At 71.2% G+C, this 22,880-nt stretch carries 22 protein-coding genes and 1 riboswitch; of the genes, 6 read left to right on the top strand and 16 right to left on the bottom strand.

What is annotated here, in order from left to right; genetic code table 11:
- Positions 1-65: 65 nt before the first annotated feature.
- Entirely contained in the window at positions 66-1,187 is a 1,122-nt protein-coding gene (gene mnmA, locus B0675_RS16390) for a tRNA 2-thiouridine(34) synthase MnmA (RefSeq protein ID WP_081219561.1), read from the bottom strand.
- A gap of 60 nt (positions 1,188-1,247) precedes the next feature.
- On the opposite strand from mnmA, the gene B0675_RS16385 reads away from it, so the two are divergent.
- Complete coding sequence (locus tag B0675_RS16385) at positions 1,248-1,943, top strand: N-acetylmuramoyl-L-alanine amidase (RefSeq protein ID WP_081219560.1); 696 nt, start codon at positions 1,248-1,250, stop codon at positions 1,941-1,943.
- Between the two features lie 85 nt (positions 1,944-2,028).
- On the opposite strand, the gene B0675_RS16380 is transcribed toward B0675_RS16385, so the two are convergent.
- From B0675_RS16380 to B0675_RS41385, 3 genes are all read right to left on the bottom strand, one after another.
- Positions 2,029-3,198: a cysteine desulfurase family protein gene (locus B0675_RS16380; RefSeq protein ID WP_081219559.1), complete on the bottom strand. Its 1,170-nt coding sequence runs from the start codon at positions 3,196-3,198 to the stop codon at positions 2,029-2,031.
- Positions 3,199-3,357: 159 nt separating this feature from the next.
- Entirely contained in the window at positions 3,358-3,570 is a 213-nt protein-coding gene (locus tag B0675_RS16375) for a DUF4190 domain-containing protein (RefSeq protein ID WP_107482801.1), read from the bottom strand.
- A gap of 317 nt (positions 3,571-3,887) precedes the next feature.
- Complete coding sequence (locus B0675_RS41385) at positions 3,888-4,055, bottom strand: hypothetical protein (protein ID WP_179165310.1); 168 nt, start codon at positions 4,053-4,055, stop codon at positions 3,888-3,890.
- Positions 4,056-4,239: 184 nt separating this feature from the next.
- Here B0675_RS41385 and B0675_RS16370 point away from each other — a divergent pair, with 184 nt between their 5' ends.
- Complete coding sequence (locus B0675_RS16370) at positions 4,240-4,866, top strand: TetR family transcriptional regulator (protein WP_081219558.1); 627 nt, start codon at positions 4,240-4,242, stop codon at positions 4,864-4,866.
- Positions 4,867-4,947: 81 nt separating this feature from the next.
- Here the strand turns inward: B0675_RS16370 and B0675_RS16365 are convergent, their stop codons facing one another.
- A complete protein-coding gene (locus tag B0675_RS16365) occupies positions 4,948-5,910 on the bottom strand; it encodes a YafY family protein (RefSeq protein ID WP_081219557.1) in 963 nt (320 codons plus the stop codon).
- Positions 5,911-6,013: 103 nt separating this feature from the next.
- On the opposite strand from B0675_RS16365, the gene B0675_RS16360 reads away from it, so the two are divergent.
- A complete protein-coding gene (locus tag B0675_RS16360; RefSeq protein ID WP_081219556.1) occupies positions 6,014-6,604 on the top strand; it encodes a TIGR03086 family metal-binding protein in 591 nt (196 codons plus the stop codon).
- A 333-nt stretch (positions 6,605-6,937) separates the two neighbouring features.
- On the opposite strand, the gene B0675_RS16355 is transcribed toward B0675_RS16360, so the two are convergent.
- The gene (locus tag B0675_RS16355; protein WP_081219555.1) at positions 6,938-7,798 is read right to left on the bottom strand and encodes a thioesterase family protein; all 861 of its coding nucleotides are present in this window, start codon (positions 7,796-7,798) and stop codon (positions 6,938-6,940) included.
- Between the two features lie 227 nt (positions 7,799-8,025).
- Here B0675_RS16355 and B0675_RS16350 point away from each other — a divergent pair, with 227 nt between their 5' ends.
- Positions 8,026-9,297: an alpha/beta hydrolase-fold protein gene (locus B0675_RS16350; RefSeq protein WP_081219554.1), complete on the top strand. Its 1,272-nt coding sequence runs from the start codon at positions 8,026-8,028 to the stop codon at positions 9,295-9,297.
- Here the strand turns inward: B0675_RS16350 and B0675_RS16345 are convergent.
- The 10 genes from B0675_RS16345 to B0675_RS16300 all read right to left on the bottom strand — a co-directional run bounded on the left by B0675_RS16345 (position 9,275) and on the right by B0675_RS16300 (position 20,809).
- Positions 9,275-9,940, bottom strand: coding sequence for a trimeric intracellular cation channel family protein (locus tag B0675_RS16345; RefSeq protein WP_081219553.1), 666 nt, complete (start codon positions 9,938-9,940; stop codon positions 9,275-9,277). The genes B0675_RS16350 and B0675_RS16345 overlap by 23 nt on opposite strands.
- 47 nt (positions 9,941-9,987) lie before the next feature.
- Positions 9,988-11,379, bottom strand: a complete 1,392-nt coding sequence (locus B0675_RS16340) for a M1 family metallopeptidase (protein WP_081219552.1) — start codon at positions 11,377-11,379, stop codon at positions 9,988-9,990.
- Positions 11,380-11,519: 140 nt separating this feature from the next.
- Positions 11,520-12,872: a dipeptide ABC transporter ATP-binding protein gene (locus B0675_RS16335; protein WP_081219551.1), complete on the bottom strand. Its 1,353-nt coding sequence runs from the start codon at positions 12,870-12,872 to the stop codon at positions 11,520-11,522.
- Complete coding sequence (locus B0675_RS16330; RefSeq protein ID WP_081219550.1) at positions 12,869-13,966, bottom strand: ABC transporter ATP-binding protein; 1,098 nt, start codon at positions 13,964-13,966, stop codon at positions 12,869-12,871. The genes B0675_RS16335 and B0675_RS16330 overlap by 4 nt, the downstream gene beginning before the upstream one ends.
- Positions 13,963-14,970: an ABC transporter permease gene (locus B0675_RS16325; protein ID WP_081219549.1), complete on the bottom strand. Its 1,008-nt coding sequence runs from the start codon at positions 14,968-14,970 to the stop codon at positions 13,963-13,965. The genes B0675_RS16330 and B0675_RS16325 overlap by 4 nt, the downstream gene beginning before the upstream one ends.
- A 69-nt stretch (positions 14,971-15,039) precedes the next feature.
- Positions 15,040-16,791: an ABC transporter substrate-binding protein gene (locus B0675_RS16320; protein ID WP_241539798.1), complete on the bottom strand. Its 1,752-nt coding sequence runs from the start codon at positions 16,789-16,791 to the stop codon at positions 15,040-15,042.
- Between the two features lie 59 nt (positions 16,792-16,850).
- On the bottom strand, positions 16,851-17,849 hold the full coding sequence (locus B0675_RS16315; RefSeq protein WP_081219547.1) for an ABC transporter permease: 999 nt from the start codon (positions 17,847-17,849) through the stop codon (positions 16,851-16,853).
- A 476-nt stretch (positions 17,850-18,325) separates the two neighbouring features.
- The gene (locus B0675_RS16310) at positions 18,326-19,126 is read right to left on the bottom strand and encodes an enhanced serine sensitivity protein SseB C-terminal domain-containing protein (RefSeq protein ID WP_081219546.1); all 801 of its coding nucleotides are present in this window, start codon (positions 19,124-19,126) and stop codon (positions 18,326-18,328) included.
- A gap of 172 nt (positions 19,127-19,298) precedes the next feature.
- Positions 19,299-20,075, bottom strand: coding sequence for an enhanced serine sensitivity protein SseB (locus B0675_RS16305; RefSeq protein WP_081219545.1), 777 nt, complete (start codon positions 20,073-20,075; stop codon positions 19,299-19,301).
- Positions 20,076-20,140: 65 nt separating this feature from the next.
- A complete protein-coding gene (locus B0675_RS16300) occupies positions 20,141-20,809 on the bottom strand; it encodes an AAA family ATPase (RefSeq protein WP_081219544.1) in 669 nt (222 codons plus the stop codon).
- A 174-nt stretch (positions 20,810-20,983) separates the two neighbouring features.
- Positions 20,984-21,080, top strand: a riboswitch (glycine riboswitch).
- A gap of 146 nt (positions 21,081-21,226) precedes the next feature.
- On the opposite strand from B0675_RS16300, the gene gcvT reads away from it, so the two are divergent.
- Positions 21,227-22,345, top strand: coding sequence for a glycine cleavage system aminomethyltransferase GcvT (gene gcvT / locus B0675_RS16295; protein WP_081219543.1), 1,119 nt, complete (start codon positions 21,227-21,229; stop codon positions 22,343-22,345).
- Between the two features lie 154 nt (positions 22,346-22,499).
- The gene (gene gcvH / locus B0675_RS16290; protein WP_081219542.1) at positions 22,500-22,877 is read left to right on the top strand and encodes a glycine cleavage system protein GcvH; all 378 of its coding nucleotides are present in this window, start codon (positions 22,500-22,502) and stop codon (positions 22,875-22,877) included.
- The last annotated feature ends 3 nt before the right edge of the window (positions 22,878-22,880 follow it).

The following is a 22,880-nucleotide window of genomic DNA, read 5'->3' as shown; positions in this document are numbered from 1 at the left end:
GCCCCGGACCGCTGTCGCGCCCGGTCCGGCGTCGCCGTGCACGGCCGCGCGAGGCGGCCGTCGGGTCAGACGCCGGCCGTCGCGCGCGTGGTCGTCGCGATCGTCGCCGAGCCCACCACGCGTGTGCCGTCGTACAGGACGATCGCCTGGCCGGGGGCGACCCCGCGGACCGGCTCGGTGAAGGTGACACGGAGGGAGCCGTCGACCAGCTCGGCCGCCACCTCCGTCTCGCCGCCGTGGGCGCGCAGCTGGGCGGTGTACGTGCCGGGGCCGGTGGGGGCGGCGCCGCACCAGCGGGGCTTGAGGGCGGTCAGCGCGGACACGTCCAGGGACGCGGCCGGGCCCACCGTCACCGTGTTGTCCACCGGCGAGATGTCGAGGACGTAGCGCGGCTTGCCGTCCGGGGCCGGGGTGCCGATGCGCAGTCCCTTGCGCTGGCCGATCGTGAAGCCGAACGCGCCGTCGTGGGATCCGACGACCGCTCCGGCCTCGTCCACGATGTCGCCCTCCGCCTTGCCCAGGCGGTTCGCCAGGAAGCCCTGGGTGTCTCCGTCGGCGATGAAGCAGATGTCGTGCGAGTCCGGCTTCTTGGCGACGGCGAGTCCCCGGCGCTCGGCCTCGGCCCGGATCTCGTCCTTGGTGGTGACGGTGTCGCCGAGCGGGAACAGGGCGTGGGCGAGCTGGCGGTCGTCGAGGACCCCGAGGACGTAGGACTGGTCCTTGGCCATGTCGGAGGCGCGGTGCAGCTCGCGCGTGCCGTCCTCGCGGACGATCACCTGCGCGTAGTGACCGGTGCAGACCGCGTCGAAGCCCAGCGCGAGCGCCTTGTCGAGGAGGGCGGCGAACTTGATCTTCTCGTTGCAGCGCAGGCAGGGGTTCGGGGTGCGGCCGGCCTCGTACTCGGCGACGAAGTCCTCGACCACGTCCTCGCGGAACCGCTCGGCGAGGTCCCAGACGTAGAAGGGGATGCCGATGACGTCGGCCGCGCGGCGGGCGTCGCGCGAGTCCTCGATGGTGCAGCAGCCCCGCGCGCCGGTCCGGAACGATTGGGGATTCGCCGAGAGGGCGAGGTGCACGCCCGTCACGTCGTGCCCGGCCTCGGCGGCACGGGCGGCGGCTACGGCGGAGTCAACGCCGCCCGACATGGCGGCGAGGACGCGGAGGGGGCGCTGCGAGGTGTCAGTCATAACCCCTCCAGAGTACGGGGCGACGGGAACCGGATCCCGCGAGTATCCGTTGAAGATCGCATGGGGGAGAAAAAGGGGAAGCCGAAGGGCCGCGGCGGCAAGGCGGCGGCCAAGGACGCGGACGCGGCGGTCGGTCGCCGGGTGCTGCTCGTCGGCGGTGTGGCGGCCGCGGTGGGCACGGCCGCGATCGCCCGGGACGTGCTGACGCATCTGTGGTGGCGGCTGCCCGGCGTCGAGAAGGAGCGGGTCGTGGGAGCGGTGGACTCCCGGGGCGCGCAGTGGGTGGCGGCGTCGACGGCGAACTGGCGGCGGGCGGACCGTCCCGACGACTACTCGATAGACCGGGTGGTCATCCATGTCACCCAGGGCAGCTTCGCGAGCGCGGTGCGGGTCTTCCAGGACCCGGGGCACGGGGCGGCGGCGCACTACATCGTCCGTAAGGACGGTCACGTCACCCAGATGATCCGCGAGCTGGACGTGGCGTTCCACGCGGGCAACCGCGCGTACAACGAGCGCAGTGTCGGCATCGAGCACGAGGGCTTCGTGGACCGCGCGTCGTCGTTCACGGACGCGATGTACGAGGCGTCGGCGCGTCTGACGGCCGGGATATGCGGGCGGTACGACATCCCGGTGGACCGCGAGCACATCATCGGCCACGTGGAGGTGCCGGGCACCGACCACACCGACCCCGGGCGGTACTGGGACTGGGACCGGTACCTGCGCCTCGTACGGCGGGCACGGACGGCGGCGGTGTGAGCGCGGCCTGAAGGCCGGTCGCCCCCGGGGGCAGGCCTCGGGCCGGGACGCGGGCCCAGGGCGCGCTCCGGGCCGGGCCGGGCCGTCAGGTGAGGCCGGCGGTGCGCGCTCGTTCCACGGCGGGGGCGATCGCCCGGGCCACCGCGGCGACGTCGGCCTCCGTGGAGGTGTGGCCGAGCGAGAAGCGGAGGGTGCCGCGCGCGAGGTCCGGGTCGGTGCCGGTGGCGAGGAGGACGTGGCTGGGCTGGGCCACGCCCGCCGTGCAGGCGGAGCCGGTGGAGCACTCGATGCCCTGCGCGTCGAGCAGCAGGAGCAGCGAGTCGCCCTCGCAGCCCGGGAAGGTGAAGTGGGCGTTGGCGGGCAGCCGGCCGCCGGGAGCGGGGTCGCCGCCGAGGATCGCGTCGGGCACCGCCTTGCGGACGGCGTCGACGAGGTCGTCGCGCAGGGTGCCGATCTCGCGGGCGAACCACTCGCGCTGCTCGGCGGCCAGCCGCCCGGCGACCGCGAAGGAGGCGATGGCGGGCACGTCGAGGGTGCCGGAGCGCACGTGCCGCTCCTGGCCGCCGCCGTGCAGCACGGGCACGGGGGTGTGCTCGCGGCCCAGCAGCAGCGCGCCGATCCCGTACGGGCCGCCGATCTTGTGGCCGGAGACCGTCATCGCGGCGAGGCCGGACGTGCCGAAGTCGACGGGGACCTGACCGAAGGCCTGGACGGCGTCGGCGTGCAGCGGGATGCCGAACTCTGCGGCCACGTCGGCCAGTTCACGGACCGGCATGAGCGTGCCGATCTCGTTGTTGGCCCACATGACCGTGGCGAGGGCCACGTCGTCGGGGTTGCGGGCGATGGCCTCGCGCAGGGCGTCGGGGTGGACCCGGCCGTACGCGTCGACGGGCAGGTACTCGACCGTGGCGCCCTCGTGCTCGCCGAGCCAGTGGACCGCGTCGAGGACGGCATGGTGCTCGACCGGGCTCGACAGGACGCGGGTGCGGGCGGGGTCGGCGTCGCGGCGGGACCAGTAGAGGCCCTTCACCGCGAGGTTGTCGGCCTCGGTGCCGCCGGAGGTGAGGACCACCTCGCTGGGACGGGCGCCGAGGGCGTCCGCCAGGGTCTCGCGGGACTCCTCGACCGTCCTGCGGGCGCGGCGGCCGGCGGCGTGGAGGGAGGAGGCGTTGCCCGTGACGCTCAGCTGGGCGGTCAGTGCCTCTACCGCCTCGGGGAGCATGGGGGTGGTCGCGGCGTGGTCGAGGTAAGCCATGGTGGGCCCGATTCTACGGGCCCTTCGTTCCCCCGACGCTGCCCCCACCGGCTCGGCCGTCGCCGCGGACCGCGCGCGGACCGGCCGAGGCGTCCTCCCCGGACCGGAACGGGCGCTTCAGCGGACTCCGTTCGCCGTGCGCCGCTCAGCGGGCCCCCGTCAGAAGCTCCAGGACACCGTGCTGTCGACGTGCATGAAGGCGATCAGGACGACCAGGTCGGCGATGCCCAGGCCGAGACCGAGGAACGCGCGTCCGCGGCGGGTGGTCCCGCGCCACAGGGCGACGGAGGCGAGGACGACGGCGATGGGGCCGAGGAAGACGTTGAGGACCAGGAGGCCCACCAGCCCGAGGATGAAGGCGGCCACGGCCATGCCGTCGGCGTCCCGGACGCGGCGCCCGAGGGCGGTGCGCGCGGTCGTCGCCGGGCGGACGGGTTCGGTGGGGCGGGCGTCGCTCTCGGTGCGCACGGTCCGCGCGCCGGGGGCGGCGTCCGTGCCGCGGGCCGGCTCGGTGCCGTGAGCGGTGTCAACGTCGGTGTCGGCGCCGCGGGTGGTGTCGGCGCTGCTGGTGGCGCCGGCGGATCGGGTGGTGCCGGCGGTGTGAGTGGTGAGGGCCATGACGTACGTCAGCTCCCAACGGTCGGTTGGTGAAGGAAGGGGACCACGGGCCGGTCGGCGAGGGTGGGGGGTCAGCCGGCGGTGGTGTGCCGGCGGCGGGCGCCGCGCTCACGCAGCGCGAAGACGACCAGCCAGATGCCGATGACGGCCGCGGCGACCAGGGTGACGGGCAGCGGCGCGTGCGCCACGGTGCCCATGACGACGCCGAGCAGCAGGAGTGCGGCGACGAGGAACAGCATGGGATGCCTCTCGAAGAAGTCTCGTGGTCCGGTCCCGGACCACCCGTGCCTCGACGGTGAGGCCCGATTGTTTCCGGGACTTGACGGCTCAGTGAACGGTTGTAGTAACACTTGTTCACTGACTCTTGAGTCTAGCGCGCCCGAGGGCTTTGAAATTCCAGAGAACAGTTGTTAACTGCATGGCATGAGTCACACTCTCGGCATCCGGCAGGCGCAGAAGCAGAAGACCCGGCAGGCGCTCCTGGACGCCGCGTTGCTGCTGCTGGAGGACCAGAGCCTGAGCAGCCTGGGTCTGCGCGAGGTCACCCGTGCCGTGGGAGTCGCTCCGACCGCCTTCTACCGGCACTTCCGCTCGACGGCGGATCTCGGGGTGGCCCTGGTCGAGGAGGCGCTGGGCAGCCTGCACCCGATGATCGAGGACACGGTCTCCGCGGCCGGGGACAGCGACGAACGCATCGCCCGCGCCGTGGAACTGATCGCCCATCATGTCGAGGCCCACCCTGCACACGTCCGCTTCATCGCCCGCGAGCGGCACGGCGGGGTGCAGCCGGTGCGGGACGCGATCCGCGAGCAACTGGCCCGGTTCGCCGAGGAGGTGCGGGACGCGCTCGCCGAACACCCCGAGTCACGGGGGTGGAGCGACGACGACCTGCTCATGCTGGCGGGTCTCTACGTCGACCACATGCTGATGGCGGCCTCGGCGTTCCTGGAGGCGCTGGACGCCCCCGAGACGGAGCGTGAGCGGGTGGCCCGGGTGGCGAGCCGCCAGATGCGCCTGATCAGCATCGGCCGCCGCCACTGGCTCGGCTGACCCCCGCCCCGCCGCCCTCGGGGGGCGCCCCCCGGCATGCGGGAAGGGTCGCCGGACACGCCTCGCAGCGGGTTGGACGCGCTAATCCCCCGCGTACAGCGCGCCGATGGCCGAGGCCGTCGCGGCCAGCTCCGCACGGGCCGCGGCCGGGGCGAGGACCTCCACCGCGTCCCCGAAGGCCAGCAGGGTCCGGGCCTCGCGCACGGAACCGTGGGAGAGCCGCGCGATCACCCACTCGTCGGTGCCGTCGTCCTCGGGAGGTTCGGCGAGGACGGCGGCGTTGAGGCGCACGAACATGTCCAGGTGCGAGCGGCGCACCCTGACCGTGACCTCGACGTCTCCCGGCCGCTCCTCGACCTGGCGGCGCAACACCTCCCAGGCGTGGGCGAGTTCCACTCCGGGGCGGCGGCGGACCGGGTCCGGAAGGAGCGTGGCCGCGCCGATCCGGTCCGCGCGGAACAGCCGCGGGGCGCCGCGCCGGTCGGCGACGAGGTACCAGACACCGGCCTTGGAGACGAGCCCGTACGGGTCGACGGTGTACGTCCGGGGTTCGGCCTCCCCGCCGTGCCGGTAGCGCAGCCGCAGCCTTCGGTCGGTGAACACGGCGTCCTGCAACACGTCCAGGTCGACGGCTCGTTGGGCCCCGCCCTTCCACCGCGTGGCGTCGACGAGGATGCGTCTGCCGGTGACCTCGGCGGCCGGGCGGAACGGCGCGGGCAGCGCGGCCATCACCTTGCGCAGCGCGGAGTCGAGTGCCGCGTCCAGACCGAGCGCGGCGTGCGCGCCCTGCGCGGCCAGGACGAACAGCGCACGGGACTCGTCGGCGGTCAGTCCGGTGACGTCCGTACGGAATCCCGCGAGCAGTTCGATCCCGCCGTGCCGGCCGCGTTCGGCGTAGACCGGGACGCCGGAGGTGGAGAGTGCCTCGACGTCCCGGTAGATGGTGCGCACCGACACCTCCAGGCGGTCGGCGAGTTCATGGGCCGGAACCCGGCCCCGGGTCTGGAGCAGCAGCAGGATCGAGAGCAGGCGGTCGGACTTCACGGGCCCAGGATCGCGCTCACCGGAGCACTCGGCAAATGCTGACGGGGGCTGTCAGGTTATGCGTCGACAGTGAGGGCACACCGAGACACGGAAGAGGTCGCTCATGAACGCCATGGACCCCCGCCCCCTGTACACGCGCGCCGCCGGCCGGATCGCCGAACTCATCGGCACCGTCCGGCCGGATCAGCTCTCCGGCGCCACTCCGTGCGCCGGCTTCGACGTCCGCGTGCTGCTGTCGCACCTGGCCGGAGGCGCCCGGCGGATCGCGGTGATCGGGGCGGGTGGTGACGGGCTCGCGGTACGGCCGTTCGTCGACGGCGTCCCGGACGACGGCTGGGTCGCCGCGTACGACGAGGCCCGGGCGGAGGTACGGGCGGCGTGGGCCGACGACGCCCGCCTGGACGCGCTCGTGCGCGTGCCGTGGGGCGAGGCTCCCGGGCGCCAGGCTCTCGCCGGGTATGTCATGGAGGCCGTCGTCCACACCTGGGACCTGTCCGAGGCGCTCGGCCGGCCGCTCGAACTCGACCCCGAACTCGCCGAGTTCGCGCTCATGATCGCCGGTCGGGTGCTGCCCGAGGAGGGGCGTGAGGACCCCGAGCTGCCGTTCGGCCCGGCCCTCCCGGCCCCCGAGGGGGCCGACGCCTACGGCCGGCTGGCGGCCTGGACGGGCCGCCGGGCGTTCGTCACCGCGTGACCGGACGCCGGACCGGGCGGAGCCGTACCGCCCGGCCCGACGTCACACGCGACCGGACGGACCGCTGGAAGGCCGCGCGTCACGGGACCTGTCCCGAGGGGGACGCACGCCACCGAACCGGAACCCGAACGGGCCCCGGGGGCCGCGCACACCGGAAGCGGTCGCCGGCGACGACAGCGGGCGCCGGTCGGGGCACCCGGCCGAGCCCGGGCTCCCGCACTGAGACCGCCGTCGCTCCGTCCGGCTCGCCCCGCCGGCGACCGGGAACGGTCGAGCCGGGCCCCCCGACCGGGGCCCGGCTCGGCCGGGTCGTCCCCCCGACGGAAGTCCCGGTCAGCCGAGCCGTGCGCGCGCGAGCTGGCGGGACTGGGCGACCAGCCGGTCCGCGCTGTCCCACACCTCCGCGTCCTCCTCCAGGAAGCCGCCGGCGAGGTTGCGGGTGGTGATCGACACCCGCAGCGGGCCGGGGGCCGGACGGCAGCGCACGTGCACGGTGAGTTCGACGGTCGGCACCCAGCCGGACAGCCCGATCTCGAACGCGGTCGGCGGCAGCGCGTCGACGGCGAGGAGCAGCGAGAGCGGGTCCGCGTCGCGGCCGTCGGCGAGCCCGAACCACGCCCGCATCTCGCCCTTCCCGGAGGGGGCGCCGAGCGCCCAGCCGAGGGTCGCGGGATCGAGCTTGAGGAACAGCCGGTCGGTGATCGCCGAGCTGCCGGGGATCGGCGCGGGCGCGTCCTGAGGGCCGAAACACTGGTCCAGGGGCGGGATCGCGGGGGGCCGCGCGGTCGTCCGGACGTCGTCGGGCAGCGCGTCCAGGTCGCCGTACGAGGCGAGGACGCGGATCCGCTCGACCTCGCGGCCCTCGTCGTCGTACTGGAAGAGCGACGCCTGGCCCGTCGACAGGGTCCGGCCGGTGCGGACGACGTCCGTACGGACGACGGCGGGGCCCGGCTGGGACGCGGTGAGGTAGTGCGCGGAGACCGTGAAGGGGTCGGAGTGCGGCAGGGCGTCGGCGAGCGCGCGGCCGAGGACGGCCAGCAGATAGCCGCCGTTGACGGCGGTGATGATCGTCCACCCGGCGGAGAGGTCCACGTCGTAGACGCCGGGGGCGCGCCGGGTGACCGCGGTGTCGCGGTCGAACTCGCTGTCGCCGATCGTGGCCCGTGCGGCCTGTACCGAAGCTGCTTCTGGCATGCCTGAACGGTACAACAGGAAATTACTAAGCGGTAGCTTTTATTGTTGCGCGAGGATGAACACGCGACGGCCAGGACCCGCCCCCTCCCGGTCACGGGCCGCCCCGGCCGTCCCGGGCCGGCGGCCGCCCGTACAACCCGACCAGGTGGGTGATTCCTTCGCCATTTTCTCGGCATGTGTCCGGAATCACCCGTGACCGATCGGTCCGGGTGCTCCTCTGACAGGACATGAGTCTCACCGGGACGCCGTTCCTCCTGACGACGATCGCGCTGTGTGCCGTCGCCCTCGTGCTGCCGCTGGCCCTGTGGTCCCGGGTTCCCGGACCGGGACCGGTGCGCGGCACGGCGCGGCTGCTGATGCTGCTGTTCGCGCAGGCCACCGCGATCAGCGTGGTCTTCGTCCTGGTGAACGACGCCAACAGCCTGTACGACGACTGGGCCGACCTCCTCGGTACCGGCGACCACGTCGCACGGGCCGCCGACCTCGGCGCGGACGGCACCGGCGGGATCGCGCCGGAGAGCCTTCCCCGGGTGCGGCAGACCTTCGAGCGGGCCGTCGGGCCGGGCATGCGCGAGGCGGGCGGGGTACGCGTCACCGAGCTGCGCGGACGGGTCTCCGGTGTGAACGCCGAGGTCTACGTCTGGCTGCCGCCGCAGTACGACGAACCCGCCTTCCGCCGCCACTCGTTCCCCGTCGTGGAGCTGCTGCCGGGCTATCCGGGCTCCGCGCGGGCCTGGTTCGGTTCGCTGAAGGTGCACCGGCAGCTGGAGCCGCTGATGCGCGACGGACGCGTGGCGCCCTTCATCCTCGTCGCGCCGCGTACCAATCTGCTGGCCAGGGCGGACACGGGCTGCGCGAACGTCCCCGGCACGGTCAACGCGGAGAGCTGGCTCAGTGTCGACGTGCCGAGGATGGTCAGGGACAACTTCCGCGCCGAGGCCGCGCCGGACGGCTGGGCGACCGCCGGGTACTCGGCAGGGGCGCACTGCGCGACCAAGCTGGCCGTCGCCCACCCCGACCGCTACCGGGCCGCGGTGAGCATGTCCGGGTACAACGACCCGCGCGAGGAACGCAGTTCGCTCGCCGGCCGCAACCCGGAGCTGCGGCTGCGGAACGACCCCTCCGTCCGGCTCCGTGCCGACCGTGTCCCGCCGCCGGTCGCGCTCTACTTCTCCGGCGAGTCCGGCGACGGCTACGAGGCGGGCGCGGCGATCCAGCGGATCGCGAAGGCGCCGACACGGGTGGACGTGGTGCTGCTGCCGCGGAGCGCGGGCGGCCACGACATGGGCCTGTGGCGGCCGCAGCTGCCGGAGGTGTTCCGCTGGCTGACGGACCGCTTCCGGGCGCGGACCGCCGTCGCGCCGGGCGCTCCCGGGGCGGCGGGCGGGGACGGGGTGCGCGGCCCCGGCGGCACCGGCACCCTGGTGGAGACCGGCGACACGGGGCGTTCCCTGGACGTCGTCGGGGTCGGCCGGGTCAGGGGGTCTCGTCCTCGCTGACCGTCGACCGGCGGTTCCAGGCCCGCGGAGCACGCCAGTGGAACCGCATCGCGAGGAGCCGCAGCACGAAGGCCGTGACGACGGCGAGGCCGCTGGTGAAGGGGGTGAGCGCGTCGTAGCGGATGCAGAGCGCCACCATCGTGGCGCCGACGATCGCGGGAACGGCGTAGAGGTCGCGGTCCCAGCGCAGCAGTGAGGGCACCTCGTTGGCGAGGACGTCGCGCAGCACACCGCCGCCGACCGCGGTCCCGAGGCCGAGGGCGGCCGAGGCCGTGAGGCCGAGCCCGTAGTCGTACGCCTTCACGGTGCCGGTGACGCAGAACAGTCCGAGTCCGGCCGCGTCGAAGACGTTCACGCCGACCTGGATGCGCTCCACCTGGGGGTGCAGGAAGAACACGAGCAGGGCGGCGACCAGTGGCGTGGTGAAGTACCCCAGGTCGGTGAAGGCGGCCGGGGGCACGGCGCCGATGACGATGTCGCGCAGCAGCCCTCCGCCCAGCGCGGTGATCTCCGCGAGAACGGCTATGCCGAAGACGTCGAAGTTCTTGCGGACGGCCAGCAGCGCGCCGGAGATCGCGAAGACGAAAATGCCGATCAGGTCGAGCGTGTGCTGGACGGAGGGGCTGAAGAGTTGCAGGAGCACCCCCACATTCTCACCTGTCGCGGGGTGTGCGCCTTACGTAGAAAGGTCTAGACGGCGGGCTTGCCTGAGGTGAAGAGCCAGGTCTGGAAGAGGTCGTCGAGCTGCCGGCCGGAGATCCGCTCCGCGAGGGAGATGAAGTCGGCGGTGCTCGCGTTGCCGTAGCGGTGCAGCTTCGTCCACGCGGGCAGCAGCTTGAAGAACGCGGTGTCGCCGATGCGTTCGCGCAGCATCTGGAGGGTCATCGCGCCCCGCTGGTAGACGGCGGAGGCGAACATCGTGTCCCGCTGCGGGTCGCCGACGGTGGTCTGCCAGAAGGAGGAGTCCGCGGGCCGGGAGTCGTAGCCGGCGACGAACGAGTCGTGCGCGGAGCGGACGCCCTGGTGCTCCGACCACAGCCACTGCGCGTAGGTGGCGAAGCCCTCGTTCAGCCAGATGTCCTTCCAGTGGGCGACCGAGACGGAGTCGCCGAACCACTGGTGGGCCAGCTCGTGCACGATCGTCGACTCGGAGCGCACCGCCGAGTACGCGGGCTTCGACTGGACCTCCAGCGAGAACCCGGCCTGCGGCATGTCGTCGACGATCGCGCCGGTCTCCTCGAACGGGTACGGGCCGAAGACCTGGGACCAGTAGTCGGTGGCCGCTGCGGTGACGGCGTACACGTCGACGCTGTTGCTGTTCGCGAGGACCGGGTCGATGGCGACGTAGATCGGTGTGCCGGCGGGCGTCCTGCCCGTCCGCACGTCGAACTTCCCGATGGTCGCGGTCGCCAGGTAGGTGGCCATGGGCCGGCTCTCGCGCCAGTGCGTGACCGTGCGGCCGCCCCGGTCGCGGGTCGAGACCAGACGTCCGTTGGAGACGCCGGTCAGGCCCTTGGGCGCGGTGATGCGTATGTCGTAGGTCGCCTTGTCGGACGGGTGGTCGCTGGAGGGGAACCAGGTGGAGGCGGCGTTGGGTTCGCAGGCGACGAAGACACCGTCGGGGGTCTTCATCCACCCGTAGTCGGACCCGAACACGATCGGGCCGCTGAGCGCCTCGGGGACTCCGCCGTAGGTGACGGTGACCGTGAAGGTCCGGCCCTTGGCCAGCGGGCCGCGCGGGGTGACGCGGATCTCGTCGCCCGACCGCGTGAAGTGGGCGCGTCTGCCGTTCACCTCGACCTTGGTGACGTCCAGCTTCTGGAGGTCGAGGTCGAAGGAGGAGAGGTTCTGGGTGGCGCGGGCGGTGAGGGTGGTCCGGCCGTCGAGGCGGTCGGTGGCCGGGTCGTACGCCACGTCGAGGGCGTAGTGGCGGGCGTCGAAACCGCCGTTGCCGAGCTGGGGGAAGTAGGTGTCGCCGATGCCGTCGGCGCCCGGGGTGGGGGCGGAGGAGGCGGCGACGAGGAAGAAGGAGGCCGCCGCGGTGGCGAGGGCCCCTAAACGTGCCGAACGGGAGAGTGCCATTTCGCGTCCCTTTCGTACGTGTGCCGATCAGATTCGATCAGACGGACACGCAGGACTCTGCACTCTCCCGTTCGGGCATGTTCATGACTTTGCCAAGTCGTCACGGGCTGGGGGCCCGTGACTCCTGACAGCCGAGGACGCTACTTCTTGTCGTCCTCCGCCGCGTCGGCCGGCTCGGACACCGCAGCCGCCTCGGGCGCCTCGGTGACCGTGTCGTCCTGCGCGGGCTTCACGGACGTCGCGGCGGGGACCGCCACGGGCTCGGGCTCCACCACGGGCTCGGGCTCCACCACGGGCTCGGGCTCCGCCACGGCGACGGGCGCCGCGGCCTGCTCCCCGAGCACCGCCTCGCCCACGAGCTCGACAGCCTCCCGCGCCGCCGACAGCAGCACGGTGTCCTGAGGAGCCTGGTCCTCGAAGTTCTCCGGGTGGTGGCAGGCGACCTGCTGACCGGGCTTCAGCTCGATGAGCGGCGGCTCGGTCGTCTTGCAGATCTCCGTGGCCTTCCAGCACCGGGTGTGGAAGCGGCAGCCGCTCGGCGGCGAGATCGGCGAGGGAACGTCGCCCTTGAGCAGGATCCGCTCGCTCTTGGCGCCCCGGCGCTTGGGGTCCGGCACCGGCACGGCCGACATCAGGGCCTTGGTGTACGGGTGCATCGGCGCCTCGTACAGCGAGGTGCGGTCGGCGAGTTCCACGATCTTGCCCAGGTACATCACCGCGATGCGGTCCGAGACATGGCGGACGACGGAGAGGTCGTGCGCGATGATCACGTACGTGAGACCGAGCTCGGACTGCAGGTCGTCCATCAGGTTCACGACCTGCGCCTGGATCGACACGTCGAGGGCCGAGACCGGCTCGTCCGCCACGACCAGCTTCGGCTTCAGGGCGAGCGCGCGGGCGATGCCGATGCGCTGGCGCTGGCCGCCGGAGAACTCGTGCGGGTAGCGGTTGTAGTGCTCGGGACTCAGACCCACCAGCTCCAGGAGCCGCTGGACCTCGCGCTTCACACCGCCCTCGGGCGTGACGCTCTGCAGCCGGAAGGGCGCCGAGACGATCGAGCCGATGGTGTGGCGGGGGTTCAGCGACCCGTACGGGTCCTGGAAGATCATCTGGATGTCGCGGCGCAGCGGACGCATCCCCGAGGCCTTGAGCCGGGTGATGTCCTGGCCCTCGAACTCGATGCTGCCGCCGGTCGGGTCCTGGAGGCGGGTGATGACCCGGCCCATGGTCGACTTGCCGCAGCCGGACTCGCCGACGACGCCGAGCGTCTCGCCCTTGCGGACCTCGAAGTCGATGCCGTCGACCGCCTTGACCGCGGCGACCTGGCGCTGAAGAACACCCTTGCGGATGGGGAAGTGCTTCTTCAGGCCCTGGACCCGCAGCAGGACCTCGCGGTCGTCCAGCGACTTCGCGGAGGCCGCGCGGTCGTCGGACGCCGCTGCCTGCTGCGGGATCACCGCGTCGGCGGCGTCCGTCTTCTTCGTCTCACTCACAGCTTCGGCGCAATCTCTTCGGTCCAGATCCGCGTGCGGTCCTCCTGCGAGAGGTGGCAGGCGGTGTAGTGGCCGCTGCCGATCAGCTGCAGTTCGGGGCGCACGGTACGGGTGACATCGCCCTTGGGCAGGTCCGCGTACGGGCAGCGCGGGTGGAAGGCGCAGCCCGACGGGACGTTGATGAGGCTCGGCGGCTGGCCCTTGACCGGGATGAGCCGGTCGGAGGTCTCGCGGTCGATCCGCGGCATCGAGCCGAGCAGACCCCAGGTGTAGGGGTGCTGCGGCTGCTCGAAGATCCGCTCGACGGTGCCGCGCTCCACGCAGCGGCCGCCGTACATCACCAGCACCTCGTCGGCGATCTCGGCGACCACGCCGAGGTCGTGGGTGATGAGGACGACCGCGGAGCCGAACTCCTTCTGCAGATCGCGGATGAGGTCGAGGATCTGCGCCTGGACGGTGACGTCGAGGGCGGTCGTCGGCTCGTCCGCTATGAGCAGCTCGGGGTTGTTGACGAGCGCCATGGCGATCATCGCGCGCTGCCGCATACCGCCGGAGAACTCGTGCGGGTAGCTGTCGGCGCGCTTGGCCGGCTCGGGGATGCCCACGCGGTCGAGCATCTCGATCGCCCGCCTGCGGGCGGTCTTCTTGTCGACCTTGTGGTGGACGCGGTACGCCTCCACGATCTGGTTGCCGATCGTGTAGTACGGGTGCATCGCGGACAGCGGGTCCTGGAAGATCATCGCCATCTCGCGGCCGCGGAGCTTGCGCACCTCGTCCGGGTCGGCGTTGACCAGTTCCTTGCCGTCCAGCCAGATCTCGCCGGACATCTGGACGTTCTTGCCGCGTGCGCCGAGCCGGTGCAGGCCCATGATCGCCAGCGAGGTGACGGACTTGCCGGAGCCGGACTCGCCCACGATGGAGAGGGTCTTGCCCTTCTCCACCGAGAAGGTCAGGCCGTCGACGGACTTGACCAGACCGTCGTCGGTCGGGAAGTGCACCTTGAGGTCGCGCACTTCGAGGAAGGAGCGCGGGGCGTTCGAGGGGGAGGAGACGGGCTCGCCGACCGCGGCGCCGGTCTTGGACAGTTCGGTCACGAGAGCCTCACCCGCGGGTCGGCGGCTGCGTACAGCAGGTCCACCAGGAGATTTGCAATGACGACGAAGAAGGCGGCGAGGAGCGTCACGCCGAGGATCTTCGGCAGGTCGTTGTCGGTGATGCCCTGCACCGCGTACTGCCCGACACCGTGCAGCGAGAACACGGTCTCGGTGATCACGGCACCGCCGAGCAGCAGACCGAGGTCCATGCCGAAGACGGTGATGATCGGGGTGAGGGCGGCGCGCAGTCCGTGCCGGACCACGACCCTGCCCTCGCGCAGACCCTTGGCACGGGCCGTGCGGATGAAGTCCTCGTTCATCGTCTCCAGCATGCCCGAGCGGGTGAGCCGGGCGTAGATGGCGGAGTACAGCAGAGCGAGTGAACACCACGCCGGGAAGAGGGTGTTGGCCCACTGCGCCGGGTTCTCGGTGAGCGGCACGTACGTGGTGCCGAAGATCGGCCACTGGTAGGCGAAGAGCAGCAGCGCCAGGTTGCCCGTGAAGAACATGGGCAGCGAGACACCGGCGAGCGCGACGCCCATGAAGGTGCGGTCGAAGATCGAGCGGGGCTTCAGCGCGGAGATCACGCCGATGGCCACACCGGACACCAGCCACAGCACCGCGGCGCCGCCGGCGAGGGAAAGCGTGATCGGAAGGCGGGAGGTCAGCTCCGGCCAGACCGCCTGGTGGGTCTTGAAGGAGTACCCGAAGCACGGCGCGCTGCAGTGTGCCGTGGTGGGGCCGAGGTCATAGGTAGCGCCGCTGACGATCCCCTTGATGAAGTGCCAGTACTGGACGTAGACGGGCTGGTCCAGACCGAGGTTGTGCTTGACCGCGAGAATGTCGGCCTTCGACGGGCTCTTCCCGATGTACTGCTGAGCCAGCTGGTCGGGGGTCTGACCGGCCAGTCTGGGGAGCAGGAAGAAGATGGCGAAGGTGACCGCGGAGACGACCAGGAGCAGGATCGCTGCCGCTGCCGTCCGACGGAGGATGTACGAGATCACGGGGATCGGCGCTGGTGCCCGCGGGCTGAGCCCGCGGGCACCAATGCCTTCACCTGCCTTCCGGGGCTACTACTTCTTCGTGGTGCCGATGTTGAGGTAGTCGTACTGGCCGCTGAAGGCAGCCGTGGAGACCAGGTTCGTGGCGTACTTCGGGCGGGCCAGGAGCACCTTGAAGTACGTCAGCGGGACGAGGACGGCGTCGTCCATGGTCTTCTTGTCGATCTCGGTGTAGATGCTGTTGCGCGCGGTGTCGTCCTGCGTGCCGATGGCCTTCTCGAGCAGCGCGTTGACGTCCTTGTTGTCGTACTGCGACAGGTTGGTGTTACCCGAGGCGCCGATCGCGCTGCCGTTCAGGATCTGCTGCTGGAAGCCGTAGCCGGAGGGCCAGTCGGCACCCCACTGCATCATGATCAGACCGATGTTGTTCTTCTCGGTGAACTTCGGGACACCCGCGTAGTCGGTGAAGTACTTGCCCGACGGGTACTGCTTCAGGCTGGCGTTGATGCCGACCTTCTTCAGCGAGTTGATGATCGCGGTGGCCGCGTCGATCTCCTGCGGGCGGTCGCTGCGCGCGGAGATGTTCGTGTTGATCGACGTCTTGCCACAGGCCTTGAGCTGGTCCTTGGCCTTGGCCGCGTCACCCTTGTTGCCCGCGGACGCGTAGACGTCCGACTTGCTGTAGCCCGGGATGTCCGGCGGAAGGACCGTGGAGGCGATGTCGCCACGGACCGGGCCGCCCTCGGCGGTCTGCACCGAGACCTTGTCGATCGCGAACTGCACGGCCTTGCGGCACTCGACCTTGTCGAACGGCTTCACCTTGGTGTTGATCGCCATGTAGACGAGTCGGCCACCGTAGGTGTTGTCCGTGCCGGCCTTCTTGTCGGCCGAGCTGAGCAGCTGCGCCTGGGTCGCGGCCTGGACGCCACCGCCACCGAGGTCGATCGCGTCGCCCGCGAGGACGTCCTTGTCGATCGTCTCGGCGTTGACCTTCAGGTTGACGACGATCTTCTCGGGGTACTGCTTGCGCAGCGGGTCGGTCTTCGCGTCCCAGTTCTCGTTGCGCACGAGGACGGCCTGCTTGCCGTCCGAGTAGCTCTGGAACTTGTACGAGCCCGAGGACACGATGTTCTTGACGTAGTCGACGCCGTTGTCCTTCGCCTGCGGGACCGGAGCGGTCTGCGGCGAGGCGACCAGGTAGTCGAACTCCTGGAACGCGGTCTTCAGGTGGAAGACGACGGTGGTGTCGTCCGGGGTCTCGATGGAGGAGAGACCCTTGCCGCTCTTGTCCTTGTAGGGACCCTTGTACTTGTCGCCGCCCACGAGGAACTGCTGGAAGTAGTTCGGGCCGAGGGAGAGGACGTCACGCGCGAAGTTCGAGCGCTCGACGGCGTACTTCACGTCCTTGGACGTGATGGCGGTGCCGTCCTGGTACTTCAGGCCCGAACGCAGCTTGTACGTCCAGGTCTTGCCGCCGTCGCTCGGGACACCCTTGCTCGCGGCGAGGTCGGGGACAAGGGTGTTGCCCTTCTCGCCGGCGCCGGGCTGGAACGTCATCAGCGGACGGGCGTACAGACGCGAGAGGTTGTACATGTACGCGTAGTACGTGTTGCCCGGGTCGAAGGAGTCCGGCACGTCGGAGTACTCGTACGTGACCGTGCCCCCCTTCTGGGTGGAGGCGTTGACGACGTCCGTGGTCGCTGCGTTGGCCCCAGCTGACTTCGTGTTGTCGTTGTTCTTGTTGTCATCGGCCTTGCTGCAGCCTGCAACGAGCAGACTCGCGGAGCCGATGGCCGCAATTGCGGCCAGCGCTGACCTTCGCATGATGGGCGGGTTCCCCTCCATTGTCGGAAACTTGTGGATCTCTCGGTGCGCGTCAGGCATCAGCGACTGCGCGGGTCGAGAGCGTCGCGGAGACCGTCGCCCAGCAGGTTGAAGGCGAGGACGGTCACGAAGATGGCGAGGCCGGGCACGATCATGAACTGCGGGTCGACCTCGTAATAGGTGACCGCTTCACGGAGCATGCCGCCCCAGGACGCCTGCGGGGGCTGGATGCCGACCCCGAGGAAGCTCAGGGACGCCTCGAAGAGGATGTTGGTCGGGATGAGCAGCGTCGAGTAGACGATGATCGGGCCGACCAGGTTGGGCAGCAGTTCCCGGAACAGGATGTACGGGCCCCTGGCCCCCATGCCCCGGGAGGCGTCCACGAACTCCCGCTCACGCAGGGCGAGCGTCTGGCCTCGGACGATACGGCCCAGGTAGGGCCAGTTGAAGAAGCCGATCACGAAGATCAGCACGCTCAGGTGGAGCGGGAGCCCTTCGAGGCCGAACGCGCCGCCCTGCAGGGTGGCGGAGATGGCGATCGCGAAGAGCAGGAGGGGGAAGGCGAGGAACGTGTCCATCAGGCGGCTGATGACCGCGTCGACGCGCCCGCCGTAGTAGCCCGCGACGACGCCGAGGATCGCGCCGATCACGTTCGACAGGATGGTGGCGCCGAAGGCGACCACCAGGGAGACCCAGGAGCCCTCGAGGACACGGGTGGCGATGTCGCGCCCGAACTTCGGGTCGACGCCGAGCGGGTGATCCCAGCTCATTCCGCCGAACCCGCCCTTGGGCAGCGAGGTGTTGGGGTCGATCAGGTCCTGGTGGAAGGCGTTCGGGTCCAGCCCGAACATCGCCTGGACGGGCCGGGCGAGCACGGCCAGCAGGATGAGCAGCACGACGATGACACCGCCGGCGACCGCCACTCTGTCGCGCTTGAAGCGCGTCCAGGCGATCTGTCCCAGGGAACGACCCTCGATCTGCCCCTTGTCGACTCCGGCGAGTACAGCCTCTGGCTGAACTTCCGTCGCCGCCCCGGTGGTCTCGATCGGTGCGGTCACAGTGACCCGACCCTTCTCGCCGGTGGTGACCGGCCTACGCCTGCCGCTGTCTGCGGCTTGGTTCACTTGCTCGCCGGGAAGCCGGCCGCAGATGATGCGGCCCGATGACCCGGCTGATCGTTCGACTTGCACTCGCTCACGGAATCGATGACCCCGTGTCTGATGGGCGAGTCTTCAGTGCCGCCACGATCACGTGCCAGGTCTCATGGAGAAAGTATGCGCAACCGTGATGCTTGTAGGGGGATTCCGTTATCCGAACAGTGGGTAACGCGAGCCGGACGAGGGGCAGTTGGGCGTGAAGGGTCCACGCTGATCCTTTTGGCCTCAAACGGTCCCGAACCGGGACAACCACCCCATGCGCCTGCTCCCCCGCAGGTCAGCACCATCGTGCGTACGGCAATGGAAGGCCGTGCGCGAGGTCATGATGCCAGCAGCACTCGCACGATCGTACGACCGGTCCGCGATGCGGGACGGTCTCAGTAGCCGCCGCGGGCCGGCGGATAGCCGTAGCCGCCCGCCACCGGGGCCTGCGCGGGGGCCGCGTGGGCCTCGCGGTCGTAGAACGGCCGGGCGTTGGCGCGCAGCCACATCGCGACCGGGTCGAACGCGTCGGACATCGCGACCGTCGAGACGGGCAGCCCCTCGGGGACGGCCCCGATCGACTGCTGCATCATCGCCCGCACCGAGTCGACGGCGGGCGGCGAGGTGTCGTACACGTCGAGGCCGATGGCGAGGTACGGCGCCCCGAGCGCGGGCTGCACCCAGGCCCGGCGCAGCGAGCGCACGGCCGGGGTGAGATGCGCGTTCTGGGTGATCAGGGCGTAGAACTGCGGGATCTCGATGCCGGGTTCGGAGAGCCGGAGCGGGCCCGCGGGCTGGCGTTCCAGGCCGGTGGCGATCCGGCGCAGGTCGAGCCAGGGGATGCCGAGGCCGCCGCCGGGAGCGTGCGGATTCAGCCAGAGACCGAAGTGGTCGGGGTACAGGGTGCGGGCCACGTCCAGGCCGTCGACGACCTCGTACGAGCGGTTCCAGCCGCTGGCCGACAGCTCCTGGGCGGAGGTGACGCAGGGGGCGTAACCGAAGCCGTCCACCTGCATGTTGCCGTACTGGGCGTCCGGGGAGCCGGACTGGCCGTGCCAGAGGAGCATCCACACCTGGCCGGACGAGGGGGTCGCGAGCGCGCGAAGGAGCGCCTCGTAGGCGTCGTAACGCCCGGGCGTCACCTGGCGCAGCATGTGCTCGACCTGCCCGGCCGCGGCCGTGCCCGACGCGCTCACCCTTCAACCGCCCCTTCGCGAACAAATCACGACGAACTCATCCAATACGCCTCAGGCGTCGGTGAGAACGTGCGTCAACACCTCGACCGGGCCATGAAACCAGCTTATGCGGCGAACGTCCTCCGCCGGGGGACGCCGTCGCGTGCTCCTTTCCGTCACGACGGCCGGCCGTTCAGTGACCTGCCTGGTAGAAGGGCCGGACCTGGGCGCGCATCCAGTCGCCCACCGGGTCCTGGGTCACGTCGAGGAGGACCAGGTTCACCGGGATGTTCATCGGGACGCGGCCGAGGGCCCGGCCGAGGGCGTCGAGGGGGAGGGTGCGGGCCTCGCCCTCCCACAGGGAGAGTTCGACGCCGATGAACATGACCGGGGCGTCGCCCTCGATGCTGGCCAGGCAGCGGCGGGCGCTCAGCACGACGCCGGTGCCGGCGAACTCGGCGGAGGCCGCGGCGAGGAAGTCCACCGGGTCCTCCTGCCAGTCCGGTTCGAACAGCCGCACCCGGCCGCCGCTCGCCGGTCCGTCCAGCGGGGTCCGCCCGGCCCGGCAGAGTTCGGCGACGGCGATCGGCGGCAGGGGCACGCCGACCACGCCGTCCGGGTTCACCGCGATGCCGACCTGCGGCGGGAGTCCGCGGGCGAACTCCGCGGCGGGCGCGATGGTGAACGACATGTGGCCGCCGGTGACCTGCCGGAACTGCTCCTCCGAGCTGAAGACGGGCACGTACACCTGGCCTTCGAGCTCCATCGTGGGCAGGTCGAGCGGGCCGCTGTCGGGGCCGCCGCCGCTGGGCAGCGGCACCCAGACGAAGCTGCGGCCGAGCACCTCGACGATGCGGGCGCCCGCCGAGGCGGCTCCGCCCATGCCGAGGGCCGCGGACAGCACCTCCTCCAGCTCGTTGCCGGGCCAGCCGCCGTGCGGGTGGGGGTGTGCCTGTGCCGGGAAGTCCATCTGTCTCTACCGCCTGCTTCGAACCACTGTTCCGGCTGGAAAGGTTAATGGGGCGACACGGCCGGTCAGTGGCCGAAGTCGATCCTGCGCAGCACGTCCGCCGCCTCCCGGTCGATGAGGACCGCGGAACCGCACCCCTCGGGCACGTCGCCGCGCTCCACGGAGCGCAGCAGCCGGGCGACCGCGCCGCGGTGGCGGGCGAACGCGTAGCGCGAGACGCCCCGGCCGCGCTCGCGCTGGCCGTCCAGCGCGGTGTCCGGCGTGACGTCGAGCAGCAGCAGGTGCAGGGCGCCGCCCCGGCGGCGTGCCGCGCGGCCGAGCCAGCGGCGCACCCAGGCCTGGGTGCCGCAGTCGTGCACGACGACTCCGCCGTCGCCGCGCAGTGCCCGGCGCAGGCCCGCGTAGTGCGCGAGGCGGACCAGGGGGCGGTAGACCGCGTACGGCAGCAGGCGGGCCATCCGGCCGTCCCAACGGTCGCGGGTGTCCTGCGAGTCGACGCGCGTGCCCTCGACCGCCCGCCGCATGAGGGTCGACTTGCCGCTGCCCGGCAGTCCGGTGACCACGACGAGGTCGCGGCTGCCGAAGCGCAGACCGTGCGGGCTGTGCCCGGCACGGTCCCTCAGGTCACGGACGACGGCCGCCGGGAGCGGGCCGCACGCCTCCCGGGCCGGTGCGCCGGTCTGCTCGGGCAGCGCGAGACCCGAGGTCGTCGCGTACACCGTGGTCCTGTTCACCGTGGCCGTCCTCCCCTTGGATGTGGAGTCCCATCCCCGTCGAGTGTAAAGAGAAGGTAATGCGCGGCGCTTCCCGTTTCGGTGCGCGGACTGCCACAGCACGGTTACAGATGCGGACTGCCCTGATCGGACGGGGCGTGCAATGATGGCCGCGCCAACTGCATACCGGCCGCTTGAATCCGCGCGGGAGAGTCCTGGGTACGTGTACCCGGGCGCCGAAGGAGCAAGTCCCTCCCTTGAATCTCTCAGGCCCCGTTACCGCGCGGGCGAGGCACATCTGAAAAGCGGGCCGCTCTCCGTGGCTCCACCCAAGGTGCAAATCAGGACCACCGTTTCGCGGGGTCGTGATGAACCTCTCAGGTTCCGATGACAGATGGGGAGGAACGACCTCGCCGTCATGCCTTGGGAGCCCCACCGATGAGCAGCACCACCCCCCGCCTCACCGCGCTCGACGCCCTGCACCGCTCGCTGGGCGCGACGATGACCGACTTCGCCGGCTGGGACATGCCGCTGCGCTACGGCTCGGAGCGCGACGAGCACCTCGCCGTCCGCACGAAGGCCGGCCTCTTCGACCTCTCGCACATGGGCGAGATCACCGTCACCGGCCCACAGGCCGCCGACCTCCTCGCCTTCGCACTGGTCGGCAACATCGCCACCGTGGGCGTCGGCCGTGCCCGCTACACGATGATCTGCCAGGAGGACGGCGGCATCCTGGACGACCTGATCGTCTACCGGCTCGCCGAGCACGAGTTCATGGTCGTGGCGAACGCCTCCAACGCGCAGGTGGTGCTGGACGCGCTGACCGCACGCGCCGCCGGTTTCGACGCGGTCGTGCGCGACGACCGTGACGCGTACGCCCTGATCGCCGTGCAGGGACCCGAGTCCCCCGGCATCCTCGCGTCGCTCACCGACGCGGACCTGGACGGCCTGAAGTACTACGCGGGACTGCCGGGCACCGTCGCCGGCGTGCCGGCGCTGATCGCCCGCACCGGCTACACGGGCGAGGACGGTTTCGAACTGTTCGTCGCGCCCGCCGACGCCGAGAAGGTGTGGCAGGCACTGACCGACGCGGGCACCCCCGTCGGGCTGATCCCGTGCGGCCTGTCCTGCCGCGACACGCTGCGCCTGGAGGCGGGCATGCCGCTGTACGGGCACGAGCTGACGACCTCGCTGACCCCCTTCGACGCCGGTCTCGGGCGGGTCGTGAAGTTCGAGAAGGAGGGCGACTTCGTGGGGCGCGCCGCGCTCCAGGAGGCCGCCGAGCGCGCCGAGCAGAACCCGCCGCGGGTCCTGGTCGGCCTCGTCGCCGAGGGGCGTCGCGTGCCGCGCGCCGGGTACCCGGTGGTCTCCGGCGGCCAGGTCGTCGGAGAGATCACCTCGGGCGCCCCGTCGCCCACGCTGGGCAAGCCGATCGCGATGGCGTACGTCGACGCCGCGCACGCCGCGCCGGGCACCACCGGTGTCGGTGTGGACATCCGGGGCACCCACGAGCCCTACGAGGTCGTGGCGCTGCCCTTCTACAAGCGCCGGAAGTGACACTGGTCCGCACCGGCAGGCCGTGACACCGGCCCGCACGGACCACGGGCGCCGCGACTCTCCGCGGCGCCGGACGGCACCCCCGGACGGGCTCGTCCGGGTGACGGACTCCCCCTTTCATCAGCACTCCCCCGCGTACAGGAGAATTCAGGCCATGAGCAACCCCCAGCAGCTCCGCTACAGCAAGGAGCACGAGTGGCTGTCCGTCGCCGAGGACGGCGTCGCGACCGTGGGCATCACCGAGTTCGCGGCCAACGCGCTCGGCGATGTCGTCTACGCCCAGCTTCCCGAGGTCGGTGACACGGTGACCGCGGGCGAGTCCTGCGGCGAGCTGGAGTCGACCAAGTCGGTCAGCGACCTGTACTCCCCCGTGGGCGGCGAGGTCGTCGAGGCCAACCAGGACGTGGTGGACGACCCGTCGCTGGTGAACTCGGCCCCCTTCGAGGGTGGCTGGCTGTTCAAGGTCCGCGTCGCCGACGAGCCCGAGGACCTGATGTCCGCCGACGAGTACGCCGCCTTCACCGCCGGCTGAGGA

This window comes from Streptomyces sp. M41(2017) (genome assembly GCF_002078175.1).
In the GTDB taxonomy this organism is placed as follows: domain Bacteria; phylum Actinomycetota; class Actinomycetes; order Streptomycetales; family Streptomycetaceae; genus Streptomyces.
Note: the sequence above shows the minus strand (reverse complement) of the source record. Positions and strands in the feature narration are given on the sequence as shown.